We start from the raw sequence: 16752 nt of genomic DNA, 5'->3' as shown, positions 1-16752 counted from the left end.
GGCGCGCCGTGTGGCGCAGCCCGGCCTCGCCGCGTGGTCGATGGAGCCGTGTCGGCCCCTCTCGCCCCGCGGTGCCCCGAACAAGACACCGAGATAGACCATGGCAATCGTTGAAGTGAAGGTCCCGCAACTGTCCGAATCGGTCGCGGAAGCCACCCTGCTGCAATGGAAGAAGAAGCCCGGCGACGCCGTCGCCGCCGATGAGATCCTGATCGAGATCGAGACCGACAAGGTCGTGCTCGAAGTGCCGGCGCCGGCCGCCGGCGTGCTGGCCGAACTCGTCGAGGCCGACGGCGCCACCGTCGCCAGCGACCAGTTGATCGCGAAGATCGACACCGAGGCCAAGGCTGGCACCGCCGCGCCCGCAGCAGCCGCTCCGGCGCCTGCCGCCGCCGCCCCGGCGCCGGCTGCCCCGGCCCCCGCCGCAGGCGGCTCCAAGGCCGGCGTCGCGATGCCCGCGGCGGCCAAGCTGATGGCCGACAACCAGCTGGCCGCCGGCTCGGTGCCGGGCACCGGCAAGGACGGCCGCGTCACCAAGGGCGACGTGCTCGGCGCGCTGGCCGCGCCCAAGGCCGCGGCGCCGGCGCCCGTCGCCGCGCCGGCCGCTCCGGCCGTCGCCAAGCCGCTGCCGCCGGTGGCCGCGCCCGCGGTCAACCTCGGCGAGCGCCCCGAACAGCGTGTGCCGATGTCGCGCCTGCGCGCCCGCGTCGCCGAGCGCCTGCTGCAGTCGCAGGCCACCAACGCCATCCTGACGACCTTCAACGAGGTCAACATGGCGCCGGTGATGGAGATGCGCAAGCGCTTCCAGGAGCGCTTCGAGAAGGAACACGGCGTCAAGCTCGGCTTCATGTCCTTCTTCGTCAAGGCCGCGGTCGCGGCGCTGAAGAAGTACCCGGTGCTCAACGCCTCGGTCGACGGCAACGACATCGTCTACCACGGCTACTTCGACATCGGCATCGCCGTCGGCTCGCCGCGCGGCCTGGTCGTGCCGATCCTGCGCAACGCCGACCAGATGTCGTTTGCCGACGTCGAGAAGAAGATCGCCGAGTACGGCACCAAGGCCCGCGACGGCAAGCTGTCGATCGAGGAGCTCTCCGGCGGCACCTTCTCGATCAGCAACGGCGGCGTGTTCGGCTCGATGCTGTCGACGCCGATCATCAACCCGCCGCAGAGCGCGATCCTCGGCGTGCACGCGACCAAGGACCGCGCCGTCGTCGAGAACGGCCAGATCGTCATCCGCCCGATCAACTACCTGGCGATGTCCTACGACCACCGCATCATCGACGGCCGCGAGGCCGTGCTCGGCCTGGTGGCGATGAAGGAAGCGCTGGAAGACCCGTCGCGCCTGCTGTTCGACATCTGACCCGCACGATGAGCCTGGCCGACGAACTCTCCCGTCTGGACGAACTGCGCCAGCGCGGCGTGCTGAGCGACGAGGAGTTCGCGCGCGCCAAGGCCCGCCTGCTCGACGGCCCGGCGGCCGCGCCGGCCGTCGACGCCGTCAACCGCCTGCGCCGCAGCCGAGCCGACCGCTGGCTCGGCGGCGTCTGCGGCGGCCTGGCGCGCGCCACCGGCGTCGAGAGCTGGATCTGGCGCCTCGTCACCCTCGGCCTGGCCTTCTTCGGCGGCACCGGCGTGCTGCTGTACCTGCTGCTGTGGATCTTCGTGCCCGAGGATCCCGTCTAGAAAGACCTCATGTCCAAGAACTTCGACGTCATCGTCATCGGCGGCGGCCCGGGCGGCTACATCGCCGCGATCCGTGCCGCCCAGCTGGGCTTCGCCACCGCCTGCATCGACGAGTGGAAGAACGACAAGGGCGGCCCGGCCCCGGGCGGCACCTGCACCAACGTCGGCTGCATCCCGAGCAAGGCGCTGCTGCAGTCCAGCGAGCACTACGAGCACGCCGCCAAGCATTTTGCCGATCACGGCATCGGTCTGAAGAGCCTGTCCATCGACGTCGCGAAGATGGTCGCGCGCAAGGACCAGGTCGTGAAGCAGAACAACGACGGCATCCTCTACCTGTTCAAGAAGAACAAGGTGAGCTTCTTCCACGGCCGCGGTTCGTTCGTGAAGGCGGTCGACGGCGGCTGGGAGATCGCCGTCGGCGACGAGGTTCTGACCGGCAAGCAGGTCGTCGTCGCCACCGGCTCCAGCGCGCGCGCGCTGCCCGGCCTGCCCTTCGACGAGGACAAGATCCTCAGCAACGACGGCGCGCTGCGCATAGGCGCGGTGCCCAAGAAGCTGGGCGTCATCGGTGCCGGCGTCATCGGCCTGGAGATGGGCTCGGTCTGGCGCCGCCTGGGCGCCGAGGTGCAGGTGCTCGAGGCGCTGCCGGCCTTCCTGGGTGCGGCCGACGAGCAGATCGCCAAGGAAGCGCAGAAGGCTTTCGCCAAGCAGGGCCTGAAGGTCGAGCTGGGCGTGAAGATCGGCGAGATCAAGACCGGCGCCAAGGGCGTCAGCGTCGCCTACGCCGACGCCAAGGGCGCCGAGAAGACGCTGGACGTCGACAAGCTGATCGTCTCGATCGGCCGCCAGCCCAACACCACCGGCCTGAACGCCGAGGCCGTGGGCCTGAAGCTCGACGAGCGCGGCGCCATCGTCGTCGACGACGAGTGCCGCACCAACCTGCCGGGTGTCTGGGCGGTCGGCGACGTCGTGCGCGGGCCGATGCTGGCGCACAAGGCCGAGGAAGAGGGCGTCGCGGTCGCCGAGCGCATCGCCGGCCAGCACGGCCACGTCGACTTCGGCCTGATCCCCTGGGTCATCTACACCAGCCCCGAGATCGCCTGGGTCGGCAAGACCGAGCAGCAACTCAAGGCCGAAGGCCGCGCCTACAAGGCCGGCAGCTTCCCGTTCATGGCCAACGGCCGCGCGCGTGCGCTGGGCGACACGACCGGCATGGTCAAGTTCCTCGCCGATGCCACGACCGACGAGATCCTCGGCGTGCACATCGTCGGCCCGATGGCCAGCGAGCTGATCGCCGAAGCCTGCGTCGCGATGGCCTTCAAGGCCAGCAGCGAGGACATCGCGCGCATCTGCCACGCCCACCCCTCGCTCGCCGAGTCGGTGAAGGAAGCGGCGCTGGCCGTCGACAAGCGCACCCTGAACTTCTGATGCCGCCTGCCGGGGGCGCGGCCGGCGCTTCGCCGTTCGCGGCCCGCCTGGACGCACTGCGGCAGGCCTTCGCCCAGGGCCCGGTGGAAGCCGCCAGCCCCGAGGTGCAGGCGCTGCACGACGAGGCGCTGGCCGTCGACGCCTGGCGCGACGCCGCCGAGGCGGCGCTGCTGCTGGCCAAGGGCCACGCCAACCGCGAGCAGCCGCTGCCGGCCCAGCAATGGGCCGAGCGTGCCGCCGGCCACGCCTTGCGCGCCGGCGCCGCCGAGCTCGAGGCCTCGGCCTGGGTCCTGCTCGCCTCGGAACGGGCCCGCGCGCTGCGGCCGGTGCCTGCGATGCAGGCCGTCGGCCACGTGCTGCGGCGCATGGCCGACGTCGACGAGCCGCGCACCGTGGCCACCGTCTTCACCGGCGTCACGCTGGCCTTCGAGGCGCTGGGGCTGGACCTGCACGCGCTGGAGTCGGCACGTCGTGCGCTGCAGGCCGGCACGGTGCTGGCCGACGAGGCGATCCTGCTGCGCCTGCGCATCAACCTCGTGCACAGCGGCCTGCACGCCTAGGACCAGCTGCACGAGGTCGACGCCGACAAGGCCGCGGCGCTGCTGGCCGAGCTGCGCTGGCCGCTGGAGGCCGTCGACCGCACGACGGCCGAGCTGGCCGCCCGGGGCGTGCCGGGGCGCAGCAGCCACGACTTCCTGCGTGCCGGCTGGCTGGTGCGGGCCGGCGACGACGCGGCGGCGGCGCCGCTGCTGCAGGCGCTGGTCGACGAGGCCCGCGGCATGCCGCCGGGGCTGATGGCCGAGGGCTGGCTGCTGCATGGCGAGCTGCTGCGGCGACGCGGCGAGGACGGAACCCGGTCAGCGGCCCGGGCGCTGGAGCTGGCCGAACGTTTTGCCGACGACGGCGCGGTCTGGCTGCGCCGCCGTGCGCGTGCCGAAGACCTGGCGGGTCGTCCCGACGCCGCATTGCCTCTGCTGCTGCGCTGCCACGCGCGCCAGATGGCCTCGGTGCGCGCGGCGCTGGACGCGCGCGTCGACGAGCTCGCCGCGCGCCTCGTCGACCTGCACCTGCGCGACGAGAACCGCCAGCTGCGCGCCCACAACCAGGGCCTGCAGGACGACGTGCGCCAGTACAGCCGCCTGGCCGAGACCGACGCGCTGACCGGGCTGCCGAACCGGCGCGCGCTCGAAGCCGAGTTCGAGGCCCGGCGCGGGCCCGGCCCGCTGGTGCTGGCGGTGCTGGACCTGGACCATTTCAAGCGCATCAACGACCGCTTCTCGCACCTCGTCGGCGACGCCGTGCTGCGCCAGGCCGGGGCGCTGATGGCGGCTTCGCTGCGCGCGCCGGACCTGCTGGCGCGCCTGGGCGGCGAGGAGTTCGTCGCGCTGGCCGCGCTCCCGCCCGACGAGGCGGCCGGCGCTTTCGAGCGTGTGCGCCGGTCGCTGGCCGAACATGCCTGGGGCGAGATCGCCGAGGGCCTGCAGGTGACGGTCAGCATCGGCGTCACGGCGGTGAGCGCCGGCGAAGACCTGATCGCGGCGCTGGCGCGCGCCGATGCGCTGCTGTACCGCGCCAAACACGAGGGCCGCGACCGGGTCGTGCACGACGCCGGCTAGCATCGCGGTCTTTCCATCCTCCACTGAGCTTCCTGAACCGATGAGCGGCGTCCGAGCGTTGTACGAGGCCACGCTGGCCGAGCGCGGCTACCAGTCCGACCCGGCGCAGCTGCGTGCGATCGACGCGCTCGAGCGCTGCGAGCGCGAGTGGGCCGACTACAAGGCGCGGCGCGGCAACCGCATCACCAAGCTGCTGGTGCGCCCGCCGATCCCGCGCGGCGTCTACATGGTCGGCGGCGTCGGCCGCGGCAAGAGCTTCCTGATGGACTGCTTCTTCCAGGCCGTGCCGCTGGTGCGCAAGACGCGGCTGCACTTCCACGAGTTCATGCGCGAGGTGCACCGCGAACTGCAGGACCTCAAAGGCACCGTCGACCCGCTGGACGAGCTGGGCCGGCGCATCGCGCGGCGCTTCCGCCTGATCTGCTTCGACGAGTTCCACGTCGCCGACGTCACCGACGCGATGATCCTGCACCGGTTGCTGCAGGCGTTGTTCGACAACCGCGTCAGCATCGTCACGACGTCCAACTTCCACCCCGACGACCTGTACCCTAACGGCCTGCACCGCGACCGCATCCTGCCGGCCATCGAGCTGCTGAAGGCGCAGCTGGAAGTCGTCGACGTCGACGCCGGCATCGATTACCGCCAGCGCACGCTGCAGCAGGTCGCCACCTACCACTGCCCGGCCGACGCCGAGGCCGAGCGCGCGCTGGCCGAAGCCTTCGAGCGCCTGGCCGAGGCGCGTGACGAAGACCCGCTGCTGCACATCGAGCACCGCGAGCTGCGCGCGCGCCGGCGTGCCGGCGGCGTCGTCTGGTTCGACTTCAAGACGCTGTGCGGCGGTCCGCGCTCGCAGAACGACTACCTCGAGCTGGCCTCGCGTTTCCACACGCTGATCCTGTCGGACGTGCCCGCGATGCCGCCGCGCCTGGCCAGCGAGGCGCGGCGCTTCACCTGGCTGGTCGACGTGCTCTACGACCGGCGCGTCAAGTTCCTCGTCTCGGCCGAGGTGCCGCCCGAGGCGCTGTACACCGACGGCCCGCTGGCCCACGAGTTCCCGCGCACCGTGTCGCGGCTGCGCGAGATGCAGTCGGCCGAGTACCTCGGGCTCGAACGCCGCGAGGTCGACACCTCGCTGACCTGAAGCTTCGCCCTCGGGCACACTCCCGCCGATGTATCGCCGTCTTCTCCCGCCGCTGGCCGCGCTGCCGCTGCTGGCCGCCTCCTGGGCCGCGCTGGCGGCTTCCGCCACCTCGGATCTCGACGACCGCGCCGAGCGCAGCCGCATCGCCGCCGAACGCAGCGCTGCCGAGTCGCGCTACGCGGCCGAGGAGGCCGAGTGCCGCAAACGCTTCGTCGTCACCGCCTGCGTCGACGAGGCCAAGGCCCGGCGCCGCGAGACCCTGGGTCGCCTCAAGCACCAGGAGCTGGTGCTCGACGAGCAGGGCCGCCGCCGCCGTGCCGCGGCGCGCCTGCAGGCCATCGAGGAGAAGCAGCGCGAGGCCGCCGCACGCCCGCCGATGCCGGCGCAGCCGGCGCCGGTGATCCGCGAGGCGGCATCGGCACCCGCCGCACGCGCGCCGCAGACGCCGTCGGCCGCCGAACGCGCGCAGCGCGCGCGCGACGAGGCCGCACGTGCCCAGCGCCGGGCCCAGGCCGCCGAGGACCTGCGCCAGCAGGCTGCCGAGGACCGCGCCCGCATTTCCGAACGCGAGGCCGACCGCCGCGCCAAGGACAAGAAGCCGTCGACGCCGCTGCCGGCGCGGCCCGAGATCCCGAAGAACTAGGGCCGGGGGCGGCTACTTCAGCGCCTCGAAGCGCATCAGCGCCAGCGACAGGTTGTCGCCGCCGCCGCGGGCCCGCTGGCGCGCCTTGTTGACCAGCATCTCGCCGGCCTCGCGCGGCGGCAGCGCGTGCACGATCGCGCCCAGTTCCTTGGGCGTGAAGTAGTGCCACAGGCCGTCGCTGCAGGCCATCAGCGTGTCGCCCGGCTCCAGCCGCTCGATGCGGTGCAGCGCCACCGGCGGGTCCGAGTGCGTGCCCAGGCAGCCGGTCAGCAGATTGGACTGCGGGTGGGTGTTGGCCGCCTCCTCGCTCAGCTTGCCCTCGTCGATGAGGCGCTGCACGAAGGAGTGGTCGGTGGTGCGCCAGAGCATCTCGGCGCCGCGGAAGTGGTAGACGCGCGAATCGCCGGCGTGCACGACCTCGCAGCTCAGGTCGGGCAGCACCAGGTAGGCGGCCACCGTGCTGTGCGGCTCCTCCTCGGCGGTGATCGCGGTCAGCTTGATCATCAGGTGCGACTCGGTGACCAGCTGGCTCAGCATCTGCGCTGCCGCGTCCTCGCTCGGAACGAAGCGTTCGAAGAGCTGGCGTGCGGTCAGCTGCACCTGGTCGGCGGCCTTGCGCCCGCCGCTCTTGCCGCCCATGCCGTCGGCGACGACGGCCAGCGCGCAGCCGTTGATGCGCGCGTGCGCCACGATCGCCACCTGGTCCTGCTGGTAGGCGCGGTCGCCCCGGTGCAGGGCGGTGGTGGCGCTGATGCGGAACGCGGACCGGGCGGCAGCAGGGGGCGGCATGCGGCCGACTATAAACTCGGCCATCCGGCCTCCGGTGCGCCCATGGACGACAACCTGCATTCGCCGCAACGGCTCCTCATCGAGCTGCGCATCGAGCACGCCGATCTCGACGACCTCATCGACCGCCACCTCATTGCCACCCCTGCCGACGACCTCGTGCTGCGCCGCCTGAAGAAACGCCGTCTGGCGCTGCGCGACCGCATCGCCCAGCTCGAGAACGCGCTCGAACCCCCCGAACCCGCGTGAGCCAGGATCTCGCCGACCGCGTCGCGGAGGCCTTCGCGAGCGATGGCGCGCTCGCGCGCCACGACAGCCACTTCATCCCGCGCGAGCAGCAGGACCGCCTGGCGCTGGCCGTAGCGCGCGCCGTCGAAGACCGCGAGACCCTGGTCGCCGAAGCCGGCACCGGCGTCGGCAAGACCTTCGCGTACCTGGTGCCGCTGCTGCTGTCGGACCGGCGCGCGCTGGTCAGCACCGCGACCAAGAGCCTGCAGGACCAGCTCTTCCTGCGCGACCTGCCGCGCCTGGTGCAGGCGCTGGGCGTGCCGGTGCGCATGGCGCTGCTCAAGGGCCGCGCCAGCTACCTCTGCCGCCACCGCCTGGCACAGGCGCGCACGACGGCCGAGCTGCCCGACCGCTTCGCCGTGCGCCAGCTCGCACGCGTCGAGACCTGGGCCTTGTCCACCCGCAGCGGCGACCTCGCCGAGCTCGAAGGCCTGGACGAACGCTCGCCGGTGATCCCGATCGTCACCTCGACACGCGACAACTGCCTGGGCACCGACTGTCCCGAGCACCGCAACTGCCACGTGATGCAGGCGCGGCGCGACGCGATGGCCGCCGATCTGGTCGTCGTCAACCACCACCTGTTCTTCGCCGACATGGCGCTGCGCGACAGCGGCGTGGCCGAACTGCTGCCGACGGTCGACGCGGCGGTCTTCGACGAGGCCCACCAGCTCGTCGAGACCGGGGTGCAGTTCCTCGGCACGATGCTGGGCACGGCCCAGGTGCTCGACGTCGGCCGCGACCTGCTGGCCGTCGGCCTGGCGCAGGCACGCGGCCTGATGCCCTGGCACGAGCTGCAGGCCGGGCTGGAGAAGGCGGCACGCGAACTGCGCCTGGCCTGCGCCGGCGCGCTGCGCGAGGTGCGCGGCGTCATCAAGCTGCGCTGGGACGAACGCGCCCGCGACGGCCGGCTGCAGGAGCCGCTGGCGGCGCTGGCGGCCGCGGCCGACGCGGCCGCCGACGCGCTGGCCGGCGTCGCCGCCGTCGGCCCCGACTTCGTGCGTCTGCAGGAGCGTGTGCGCTCGATCGCCGAGCTGGCCGGGCGTTTCGCCGACGAGGCCGCCGACGGCCGCGTGCGCTGGATCGACCTGTCGCCGCTGCAGGCCAGGCTCGTCGAGTCGCCGCTGGACATCCGCGACATGCTGACCGAGCAGCGCCAGGCCGCGCCGCGGGCCTGGATCTTCACCTCGGCGACGCTGGGCGAGGACGACGGCCTGGCCTGGTTCACCTCGGCCACCGGGCTGGAAGATGCGACGACGCTGCGTGTCGGCAGCCCCTTCGACTACCCGAACCACGCCCGGGCCTGGATCCCGACACGCTTCCCGAAACCCAACGAAGCCGCGCACCCGGCGGCGGTGGGCTCGCTGGCGGCGCGGCTGGCCGCGGCGCTCGGCGGCCGCACCTTCGTGCTGACGACGACGCTGCGCGTGCTGCCGCAGATCGCCGAGGCGCTGCGAACCGAGGCCGAGTGGCAGGGCCAGTCGCTGGAGATCCTGGTGCAGGGCACGCAGCCGCGGCGCGCGCTGCTGCAGCGCTTCGGCGACGGCCGCGGCGCGGTGCTGGTCGGCTCGCAGAGCTTCTGGGAAGGCATCGACATGCCGGGTGACGCGCTGCAGTGCGTGCTGATCGACAAGCTGCCGTTCCCGCCGCCCAACGACCCGCTGGTCGAGGCCCGTGTGCGCCAGCTGCGTGCCGAGGGCCGCGATCCCTTCGACGCCTACTTCGTCGCCGAGGCCGCGGTGTCGCTGAAGCAGGGCGCCGGGCGCCTGATCCGCACCGAGACCGACCGCGGGCTGCTCGTCGTCTGCGACCCGCGCATGCGCCAGATGGGCTACGGCACGCGGCTGCGTGCGGCGCTGCCGCCGATGTCCTGGGTGGGCTCGGAGGACGAAGCGCTGGACTGGCTGCACGAGCTCGCCGCCGAGCACTGACGGCCGGGCGCCGCCCGCAGGCTCGGGCACAAAGACGAAGGCCGCCCGAAGGCGGCCTGTCGATCAGCGCGGCGGGCGCCGGCGCGTCACCAGAGCTTCCACCAGGCGCGCGGCTTGTCCTGCTCGACGGCCTGGGCGAGGAAGCGGCTGTCGGGGTAGTTCTGCTGCAGCACGCGCAGCGCGTCGTCGCGCAGCTGGGCGAGCTGCAGGCGGTCGTAGCTCTGCACCATCAGGTACAGGCCTTCCTCGGCCGCTGGCGAGCGCTGGAACTCGGTCACCGCCTGCTGCGCGCGGTTGGCCGCGGCCACGTAGGCGCCGCGCTTGTAGTAGTAGCGCGCGACGTGCACTTCGTAGGCCGCCAGCGAGTTGACGATGTAGTCCATTCGCTGCCGGGCGTCGGGCGCGTACTTCGACGCCGGGAACTGCTCGACGAGCTGCTTGAAGGACTGGTAGGCGTCGCGCGCGGCGCGCTGGTCGCGTTCGGACAGGTCCTGGTTGGCGATGCGCCCGAACAGGCCCATGTCCTCGTTGAAGTTGATCAGGCCACGCAGGTACATCGCGTAGTCCAGCGCCGGGCTCGAGGGGTTGAGCTTGATGAAGCGCTCGATCGTCGTCAGCGCCTGCGCCTTCTCGCTCGTCTTCCAGTACAGGTAGGCGAGGTCGAGCTGCGACTGCTGCGCGAGCTGGGTGCCGGCGGCCAGGCCTTCGACGCGCGCCAGGGACTTGATGGCCTGGTCGTAGCTGCCGGCCTCCATGCTGTCCTTGGCGTCCGCATACAATTTTTCGGCCGCCACGTCGGCGCGCTCTTCCTTTTGGGTCGAGCCGCAGCCAGCCAGCAGCGTGGCCACCATCACGGCCGTCGAAACGGCTACGGGCGCAAGGCGCCACCTCTGGGAGAAGGTCATCGGAAAGCGTGCCGCAAGCGTGCCAAAAGCCGCCGATTATAGGGAGGCGACCTCGTCGCCCGCGCACGATGTCCCGGCGCCCCCGGTGGACGGTGCCGAGGACGAGGGCGGCACCGACGACGCCGTCGAGACGCGTGCGGCCGTCGTCGAGGCCGCGCAGCACGGCGAACGCCTGGACCGCGTGCTGGTGTCGATGGCCGGCGAGTTCTCGCGCAGCCATCTGCAGCACCTGATCGACCTGGGCCACGTGCGTCTGGACGGCCAGCAGGCGGGCGCCGCCTCGCGGCGCGTGAAGGCCGGCCAGCGTGTCGAGGTCGAGCTGGTGCCGACCGACGAGAGCCGTGCCTTCCGCCCGCAGCCGATGGCGCTGTCCATCCTGTACGAGGACGAGCACCTGCTGGTGCTGGACAAGCCCGCGGGCCTGGTCGTGCACCCGGCGCCGGGCAACTGGTCGGGCACGCTGCTCAACGGCCTGCTGGCGCACCACGCGGCCGCGAGCACCTTGCCGCGCGCCGGCATCGTGCACCGGCTGGACAAGGACACCTCGGGCGTGATGATGGTCGGCAAGAGCCTGCCGGCGGTGACCGCGCTGGTGCGCGACATCGCCGCGCGCGACGTGCACCGGCGCTACCTGGCGCTGGCGCAGGGTGCGGTGGCCACGCAGCGCATCGACGCGCCGATCGGCCGCGATCCGGTGTCGCGCGTGCGCATGGCCGTCGTCGCCTCGGGCAAGCCGGCGCGCACCGACGTCGAGTGCCTGGCGCAGCACGAGGGCCTCAGCGCCGTGCGCTGCACGCTGCACACCGGGCGCACGCACCAGATCCGCGTGCACCTGGCCTCGCGCGGCCATCCGCTCGTGGCCGATGCGGTCTACGGCGGCCGGCCGGCGCTGGGCATGGTGCGCCAGGCGCTGCATGCGGTGCGGCTGGAACTCGAGCATCCGGTCACGCGCGCGCCGCTGTCCTTCGGCTGTCCGCCGCCCGAGGATTTCTCGACCGCATGGCGGGCCATTGCTGGGGTTACAATCCCGCTCGATTGACAATGTCCGGGCGCTGCTGGCCGCTGCCGCGCGATCCCGACCTTCGGCGAGTCCTCGCCCCGGCCCTCGCGCCGGCCCGACCCAACGAACGACCCCGCCTGCCGCCCGCAGGCTCCCTGAGCTCAGGCGAATGAACACTTCGGAGGCGAAGCGCGTCCTCGAGACGGCGCTCATCTGCGCGGACCGGCCCCTGCCGCTGCGCGAGATGCGCGTGCTCTTCGACGACCAGGTCGGCGCCGACACGCTTCGCACGCTGCTCGACGAGCTGGCGTCCGACTGGCGCGGCCGCGGTGTCGAGCTGGTCGCGCTGGCCTCGGGCTGGCGCTTCCAGAGCCGGCCGGAGATGCGCGAGTTCCTCGATCGCCTGAACCCCGAGAAGCCGCCCAAGTATTCGCGTGCTGCGCTGGAGACGCTGGCCATCGTCGCCTACCGCCAGCCGGTGACACGCGGCGACATCGAGGACATCCGCGGCGTCACCGTCAGCAGCCAGATCGTCAAGCAGCTCGAGGATCGCGGCTGGGTCGAGGTCATCGGCTACCGCGAGGCCCCCGGCCGCCCGGCGCTGTACGCGACGACGCGCCAGTTCCTCGACGACCTGGGCCTGAAGAGCCTGGATCAGCTGCCGCCGCTGGACGGCGGCGAAGCGCCGACGGCGATGCTCGAGGCGCTCGAAGACCAGCCTTCGCTGCTCGGTGACGGTCAGGCCCAGCTGCCGCTGGACGAAGCCGACGCTGCAGCGCCGATTGCCCCCGAGACGGCGGACGCCGAGGCGTCCACCCCCATCACCGGAACGCCCGAAGGCGCTTCCGGCCCCGACACCACTTCCTGAACGACGAGATCGCATGAGCTCGAACGACGCCGAATCCACGCCGGACCCGATCGCCGCCGTGCCTCCCGCCGACGAGGCGCCGCCGAAAAAGCGCCGCGCGCCGCGCAAGAAGGCCGAGGCGCCCGCCGCCGACGTCGCGCCGGCAGCCGAGGCCGTTGCGGCTCCCGAGGCGCCCGCGCCCGAGGCCGCGGCCGAACCCGCCGCCGAAGCCAAGCCGCGCCGCCGGCGCACGACGAAGAAGGCCGCCGCCGCCGAGGCGCCGGCGGCCGAGCCTGTGGCCGTCGTCGAGTCGCTGCCGGCCGCCGCTGCCGAGCGCGCGCCCGAGCCGGCGCCGACGGTGGTTCCGGCCGAAGCGCCGCCGCGCGCCGAGCCCGCCCCCGCGCCGGAACACGCGGCCGAACCGTCTGCCGAGCCGGCAGGCGAGGGCGCCGACGCCGCGCCGGCCGAAGCCGGCGCCGAAGGCGACGCCCCGCGCCGCAGCCGCAACCGCCGTCGTGGCCGCCGTGGCGAGCGCGCCGAACGTGCGCCGCGCGACGCCGCCGCCCCGGCCGCCGAGGGCGAAGACGTCGCCGGCGACGACGAGGCCCCCGAGACCGCGCCGGCGCCGCAACTGCCGCCGGCCGACGTCGGCGAGGTCTTCGCCAGCGTGCTGTCGGGCGTCTGGGACGCCGAAGCCGGCGACGAAGCGCCGCCGCTGCCGGCCAAGCGCGTGCTCGCGCCGGAACCCGACGCGCCCAAGCTGCACAAGGTGCTGGCCCAGGCCGGCATCGGCTCGCGTCGCGACATGGAGCAGATGATCCTGGAAGGGCGCATCACCGTGAACGGCGAGCCGGCGCACATCGGCCAGCGCATCGCCGCCGGTGACCGCATCGCCGTCGGCGGCAAGCCGGTGCGCTACCGCATCGCGCCGCCGCCGACCCGCGTCATCGCCTATCACAAGCCGGCCGGCGAGGTCGTCACCCACGACGACCCGCAGCAGCGGCCGACGGTCTTCCGCCGCCTGCCCAAGCTGCACCAGGGCAAGTGGCAGTCGGTCGGCCGCCTGGACATCAACACCGAAGGCCTGCTGCTGTTCACCAACTCCGGCGAACTGGCCAACCAGCTGATGCACCCGCGCTTCGGCGTCGAACGCGAGTACGCCGTGCGTTCGCTCGGCGGCCTGGACGACGCCGCGCGCCAGAAGCTGCTCGAAGGCGTCGAGATCGACGGCCAGCGCTGCGGCTTCAAGAGCATCGAGAACGGCGGCGGCGAAGGCGCCAACCAGTGGTACCGCTGCGTCATCACCGAAGGCCGCAACCGCGAGGTGCGCAAGCTCTTCGACGCCGTCGGCCACGCGGTGAGCCGGCTGATCCGCATCCGCTACGGCTCGGTCGTGCTGCCCAAGGGGCTCAAGCGCGGGGTCTGGGTCGACCTGAGCGAGCAGGACGTTCGTTCGCTGCGCCGCATGACCGGCGTCGGCGAGCGTCCCGAGGGCGAGCAGCGCGATGCCGGCGGTGATCGCCGCGGCAAGCGCGGCAAGCGCGGCCGTGGTGGCAACGCCCCCGAGAGCGCGCCGCGCGGCCCGAAGCCGCAGCGCCGCGAAGCCGGCGAGGCCGCGATCCCGAATCCGCTGCAGCAGACCTTCGACAAGCGCGCGATCCAGCAGGAACGCCAGCGCCGCCGCGAGATCCCCGAGGACGGCCCGATCCCGAATCCGCTGCAGCAGACCTACGACAAGCGTGGCCTGCAGCGCGACCGGCCGGTGCGTGACCTCGGCGAGGACGGCCCGATCCCCAACCCGCTGCAGCAGACCTACGACAAGCGCTTCGTGCAGAAGCCCAAGCCGCTGGCCGGCGGCCGTGGCGCGCGCGGCCCGAAGAAGGGTGGCGCGGGCGGCCAGCCCGACCCGATGCAGACCTCGGTCGGCTACATCGGCGGCGACGCCTTCCTGCGCAAGGCCAACGGCGGCGGTGGCCGCGGCGGTCCGCGTGGCGGCCGGGGTGGTGGTGGCGGCGGCGGCGGTGGTCGCCGCGGCGGGCGCTGAACGCGTCTTTCCGTCATGGCCGCGCCGATCCGGCGCGGTAGAATCGAAAGCTTTGCCAAGTCCTTGATTGAAGGAGATATTTCAAGATGGCCATCGAACGCACCCTCTCGATCATCAAGCCTGACGCCGTCGCCAAGAACGTCATCGGCCAGATCTACGCCCGCTTCGAAGGCGCCGGCCTGAAGATCGCCGCCGCGAAGATGCAGCACCTGTCGCGTGCCGAGGCCGAAGCCTTCTACGCCGTGCACAAGGCGCGCCCGTTCTTCAACGACCTCGTGAGCTTCATGATCTCGGGCCCGGTGATGATCCAGGTGCTCGAAGGCGAAGGCGCGATCGCCAAGAACCGCGAGCTGATGGGCGCCACCGACCCGAAGAAGGCCGAGAAGGGCACGATCCGTGCCGACTTCGCCGACAGCATCGACGCCAACGCCGTGCACGGCTCCGACGCCCCGGAAACGGCGGCCGTCGAGGTCGCGTTCTTCTTCCCCGGCATGAGCGTCTACAGCCGCTGAGTCGACGATGGCCGTCAATCTTCTCGACTTCGACCTCGAGGGGCTGGCGGCCTTCTGCGACAGCCTGGGCGAGAAGCGCTTCCGCGCCGTCCAGCTGTTCCGCTGGATCCACCAGAAAGGCGAGTCGGACTTCGACAAGATGTCCGATCTCGCCAAGTCGCTGCGCGGCAAGCTCGCCGGCGCGGCGGTGGTCGAGTCGCTGCCCGTCATCAGCGAGCACGTCTCGGCCGACGGCACGACGAAGTGGCTGTTCGACGTCGGCGGCGGCAACGCCGTCGAGACCGTCTACATCCCTGAAGACGACCGCGGCACGCTGTGCGTGTCCTCGCAGGCCGGCTGCGCCGTCGGCTGCCGTTTCTGCTCGACCGGGCACCAGGGCTTCAGCCGCAACCTGAGCACCGGCGAGATCATCGCCCAGCTGCGCTACGCCGAGCACCGCCTGCGCGGGCCGGACGGCCAGCGCGTCATCGACAACGTCGTGATGATGGGCATGGGCGAGCCGCTGCAGAACTACACGGCCGTCGTGCCGGCGCTGCGCGTGATGCTCGACGACCACGGCTACGGCCTGTCGCGCCGCCGCGTGACGGTCTCGACCTCGGGCATGGTGGCGATGATCGACCGCCTGCGCGAGGACTGCCCGGTGGCGCTGGCCGTCTCGCTGCACGCGCCCAACGACGCGCTGCGCGACGCGCTGGTGCCGATCAACCGCAAGGACGGCATCGAGGCGCTGCTCGACGCCTGCCTGCGTTATGTCGAAGCAGCGCCGCGCGACTTCATCACCTTCGAGTACTGCATGCTCGACGGCGTCAACGACGCCCCCGAGCAGGCGCTGGAACTCGTGCACCTTGTCCGCCGCCGCCGCGTGCCGTGCAAGTTCAACCTGATCCCGTTCAACCCGTTCCCCGAGTCGGGGCTCAAGCGCTCGCCGCGCGAACGCGTGACGGCCTTCGCCAAGGTGCTGCAGGACGCCGGCATCGTGACGACGATCCGCAAGGTGCGCGGCGACGACATCGACGCGGCCTGCGGCCAGCTCGCCGGCGAGGTGCAGGACCGCACCCGGGCACGCGAACGCCTGCTGGAGCGCCGCCGCACGATCCCGATCGCCGCCGCGGAGGACCCGCGGTGACGCGTCGCCTGCTGGCCCTGCTGGCCGCGGCGGCCTGCGCCGCATCGCTGCTGGCGGGCTGCGTCAGCGAACCGCCGGCCAACGGCTCGGCCCGCGAGACGCGGCCGAGCAACGACCCCGCCGACGTCGAACGCCGCGCCAAGGTGCGGCTGGAGCTGGCGTCGGCGTACTTTGCCCGCGGCCAGTCGGAGACCGCGCTCGACGAGGTCAAACAGGCGCTGGCCGCGCGCCCCGACATGCCCGAAGCGCTCGGCCTGCGCGGCCTGATCTACGCCGCGCTGGGCGAGACGCGCCTGGCCGATGACAGCTTCCAGCGCGCGCTGTCGCTGGCGCCGCGCGACGGCGACCTGCGCCACAACTACGGCTGGTTCCTCTGCCAGCAGGGCCGCTACGGCGACGCCGACCGCGAGTTCGAGACCACGCTGGCGCTGCCGCAGTACCGCGGCAGCGCGCGCACGCTGCTCGCCAAGGGTGTCTGCGACGCGCGCGAAGGCCGCTGGGCCGATGCCGAAGCGGCGCTTTACCGCAGCTTCCAGCTCGAACCGGCCAACCCGGCGACGTCCTACAACCTCGCCGACGCGCTGTATCACCGCGGTTCGTTCGAACGTGCCCGCTTCTACGTCCAGCGCGTCAACGCGGTGAGCGAGCAATCCAGTGCGGCCACCTTGTGGCTGGCCGCACGCATCGAGCGCCGGCTGGGCAACCAGGCTGGCGCCTACGAGTTCGGCCGCCAGCTGCGCGACCGTTTCCCCCAATCGCCCGAGGCTGCCCAGTTCGAGCAAGGCCGGTTCGATGACTGATT

The 16752-nt window shown here is 72.3% G+C and carries 17 protein-coding genes; 15 read left to right on the top strand and 2 right to left on the bottom strand.

Annotation, left to right across the window (positions count from 1 at the left end):
• Positions 1-100: 100 nt before the first annotated feature.
• From odhB to RGE_RS13465, 7 genes are all read left to right on the top strand, one after another.
• Entirely contained in the window at positions 101-1363 is a 1263-nt protein-coding gene (gene odhB / locus RGE_RS13495) for a 2-oxoglutarate dehydrogenase complex dihydrolipoyllysine-residue succinyltransferase (RefSeq protein WP_014428975.1), read from the top strand.
• 8 nt (positions 1364-1371) lie between these two features.
• Positions 1372-1686 (top strand): PspC domain-containing protein, encoded by a 315-nt coding sequence (locus RGE_RS13490; RefSeq protein WP_014428974.1) that lies wholly within the window; start codon positions 1372-1374, stop codon positions 1684-1686.
• A gap of 9 nt (positions 1687-1695) precedes the next feature.
• Positions 1696-3114 carry a dihydrolipoyl dehydrogenase gene (lpdA, locus tag RGE_RS13485; protein ID WP_014428973.1) on the top strand — a complete coding sequence of 473 codons (1419 nt, stop codon included), beginning with the start codon at positions 1696-1698 and terminating at the stop codon, positions 3112-3114.
• A complete protein-coding gene (locus tag RGE_RS13480) occupies positions 3114-3674 on the top strand; it encodes a hypothetical protein (protein ID WP_014428972.1) in 561 nt (186 codons plus the stop codon). The genes lpdA and RGE_RS13480 overlap by 1 nt, the downstream gene beginning before the upstream one ends.
• A gap of 108 nt (positions 3675-3782) precedes the next feature.
• Positions 3783-4730 carry a GGDEF domain-containing protein gene (locus RGE_RS23265; protein ID WP_014428971.1) on the top strand — a complete coding sequence of 316 codons (948 nt, stop codon included), beginning with the start codon at positions 3783-3785 and terminating at the stop codon, positions 4728-4730.
• A gap of 40 nt (positions 4731-4770) precedes the next feature.
• Positions 4771-5871, top strand: a complete 1101-nt coding sequence (gene zapE, locus RGE_RS13470) for a cell division protein ZapE (RefSeq protein WP_014428970.1) — start codon at positions 4771-4773, stop codon at positions 5869-5871.
• 28 nt (positions 5872-5899) lie between these two features.
• Positions 5900-6514 (top strand): hypothetical protein, encoded by a 615-nt coding sequence (locus RGE_RS13465; protein WP_014428969.1) that lies wholly within the window; start codon positions 5900-5902, stop codon positions 6512-6514.
• A gap of 12 nt (positions 6515-6526) precedes the next feature.
• Here the strand turns inward: RGE_RS13465 and RGE_RS13460 are convergent, their stop codons facing one another.
• Positions 6527-7303 (bottom strand): PP2C family protein-serine/threonine phosphatase, encoded by a 777-nt coding sequence (locus RGE_RS13460; RefSeq protein WP_014428968.1) that lies wholly within the window; start codon positions 7301-7303, stop codon positions 6527-6529.
• A 42-nt stretch (positions 7304-7345) separates the two neighbouring features.
• On the opposite strand from RGE_RS13460, the gene RGE_RS13455 reads away from it, so the two are divergent.
• Positions 7346-7549, top strand: a complete 204-nt coding sequence (locus RGE_RS13455) for a YdcH family protein (protein ID WP_014428967.1) — start codon at positions 7346-7348, stop codon at positions 7547-7549.
• Positions 7546-9516 carry an ATP-dependent DNA helicase gene (locus RGE_RS13450; protein WP_014428966.1) on the top strand — a complete coding sequence of 657 codons (1971 nt, stop codon included), beginning with the start codon at positions 7546-7548 and terminating at the stop codon, positions 9514-9516. Before RGE_RS13455 ends, RGE_RS13450 begins: the two co-directional genes overlap by 4 nt.
• A gap of 86 nt (positions 9517-9602) precedes the next feature.
• On the opposite strand, the gene RGE_RS13445 is transcribed toward RGE_RS13450, so the two are convergent.
• Positions 9603-10421, bottom strand: coding sequence for an outer membrane protein assembly factor BamD (locus RGE_RS13445; RefSeq protein ID WP_043784092.1), 819 nt, complete (start codon positions 10419-10421; stop codon positions 9603-9605).
• Positions 10422-10506: 85 nt separating this feature from the next.
• Between RGE_RS13445 and RGE_RS13440 the strand changes: the two genes are divergently transcribed.
• From RGE_RS13440 to pilW, 6 genes are all read left to right on the top strand, one after another.
• Complete coding sequence (locus RGE_RS13440) at positions 10507-11460, top strand: RluA family pseudouridine synthase (RefSeq protein ID WP_014428964.1); 954 nt, start codon at positions 10507-10509, stop codon at positions 11458-11460.
• A gap of 130 nt (positions 11461-11590) precedes the next feature.
• The gene (scpB, locus tag RGE_RS13435; protein WP_014428963.1) at positions 11591-12289 is read left to right on the top strand and encodes an SMC-Scp complex subunit ScpB; all 699 of its coding nucleotides are present in this window, start codon (positions 11591-11593) and stop codon (positions 12287-12289) included.
• Between the two features lie 13 nt (positions 12290-12302).
• Positions 12303-14312, top strand: a complete 2010-nt coding sequence (locus RGE_RS13430) for a pseudouridine synthase (RefSeq protein ID WP_014428962.1) — start codon at positions 12303-12305, stop codon at positions 14310-14312.
• 86 nt (positions 14313-14398) lie between these two features.
• Positions 14399-14824, top strand: coding sequence for a nucleoside-diphosphate kinase (gene ndk, locus RGE_RS13425; RefSeq protein ID WP_014428961.1), 426 nt, complete (start codon positions 14399-14401; stop codon positions 14822-14824).
• 7 nt (positions 14825-14831) lie between these two features.
• On the top strand, positions 14832-15950 hold the full coding sequence (rlmN, locus tag RGE_RS13420) for a 23S rRNA (adenine(2503)-C(2))-methyltransferase RlmN (protein WP_014428960.1): 1119 nt from the start codon (positions 14832-14834) through the stop codon (positions 15948-15950).
• Positions 15947-16750 (top strand): type IV pilus biogenesis/stability protein PilW, encoded by an 804-nt coding sequence (pilW, locus tag RGE_RS13415; protein ID WP_014428959.1) that lies wholly within the window; start codon positions 15947-15949, stop codon positions 16748-16750. Before rlmN ends, pilW begins: the two co-directional genes overlap by 4 nt.
• Positions 16751-16752: the final 2 nt, after the last annotated feature.

The organism is Rubrivivax gelatinosus IL144 (assembly GCF_000284255.1).
Taxonomy (GTDB): domain Bacteria; phylum Pseudomonadota; class Gammaproteobacteria; order Burkholderiales; family Burkholderiaceae_C; genus Rubrivivax; species Rubrivivax gelatinosus_A.
Note: the sequence above shows the minus strand (reverse complement) of the source record. Positions and strands in the feature narration are given on the sequence as shown.

Excerpts from the sequence above, each read along its gene's own strand:
- odhB (WP_014428975.1), top strand. The coding sequence starts at position 101 with ATGGCAATCGTTGAAGTGAAGGTCCCGCAACTGTCCGAATCGGTCGCG.
- RGE_RS13490 (WP_014428974.1), top strand. The coding sequence starts at position 1,372 with ATGAGCCTGGCCGACGAACTCTCCCGTCTGGACGAACTGCGCCAGCGC.
- lpdA (WP_014428973.1), top strand. The coding sequence starts at position 1,696 with ATGTCCAAGAACTTCGACGTCATCGTCATCGGCGGCGGCCCGGGCGGC.
- RGE_RS13480 (WP_014428972.1), top strand. The coding sequence starts at position 3,114 with ATGCCGCCTGCCGGGGGCGCGGCCGGCGCTTCGCCGTTCGCGGCCCGC.
- zapE (WP_014428970.1), top strand. The coding sequence starts at position 4,771 with ATGAGCGGCGTCCGAGCGTTGTACGAGGCCACGCTGGCCGAGCGCGGC.
- RGE_RS13465 (WP_014428969.1), top strand. The coding sequence starts at position 5,900 with ATGTATCGCCGTCTTCTCCCGCCGCTGGCCGCGCTGCCGCTGCTGGCC.
- RGE_RS13460 (WP_014428968.1), bottom strand. The coding sequence starts at position 7,303 with ATGCCGCCCCCTGCTGCCGCCCGGTCCGCGTTCCGCATCAGCGCCACC.
- RGE_RS13455 (WP_014428967.1), top strand. The coding sequence starts at position 7,346 with ATGGACGACAACCTGCATTCGCCGCAACGGCTCCTCATCGAGCTGCGC.
- RGE_RS13445 (WP_043784092.1), bottom strand. The coding sequence starts at position 10,421 with ATGACCTTCTCCCAGAGGTGGCGCCTTGCGCCCGTAGCCGTTTCGACG.
- scpB (WP_014428963.1), top strand. The coding sequence starts at position 11,591 with ATGAACACTTCGGAGGCGAAGCGCGTCCTCGAGACGGCGCTCATCTGC.
- RGE_RS13430 (WP_014428962.1), top strand. The coding sequence starts at position 12,303 with ATGAGCTCGAACGACGCCGAATCCACGCCGGACCCGATCGCCGCCGTG.
- ndk (WP_014428961.1), top strand. The coding sequence starts at position 14,399 with ATGGCCATCGAACGCACCCTCTCGATCATCAAGCCTGACGCCGTCGCC.
- rlmN (WP_014428960.1), top strand. The coding sequence starts at position 14,832 with ATGGCCGTCAATCTTCTCGACTTCGACCTCGAGGGGCTGGCGGCCTTC.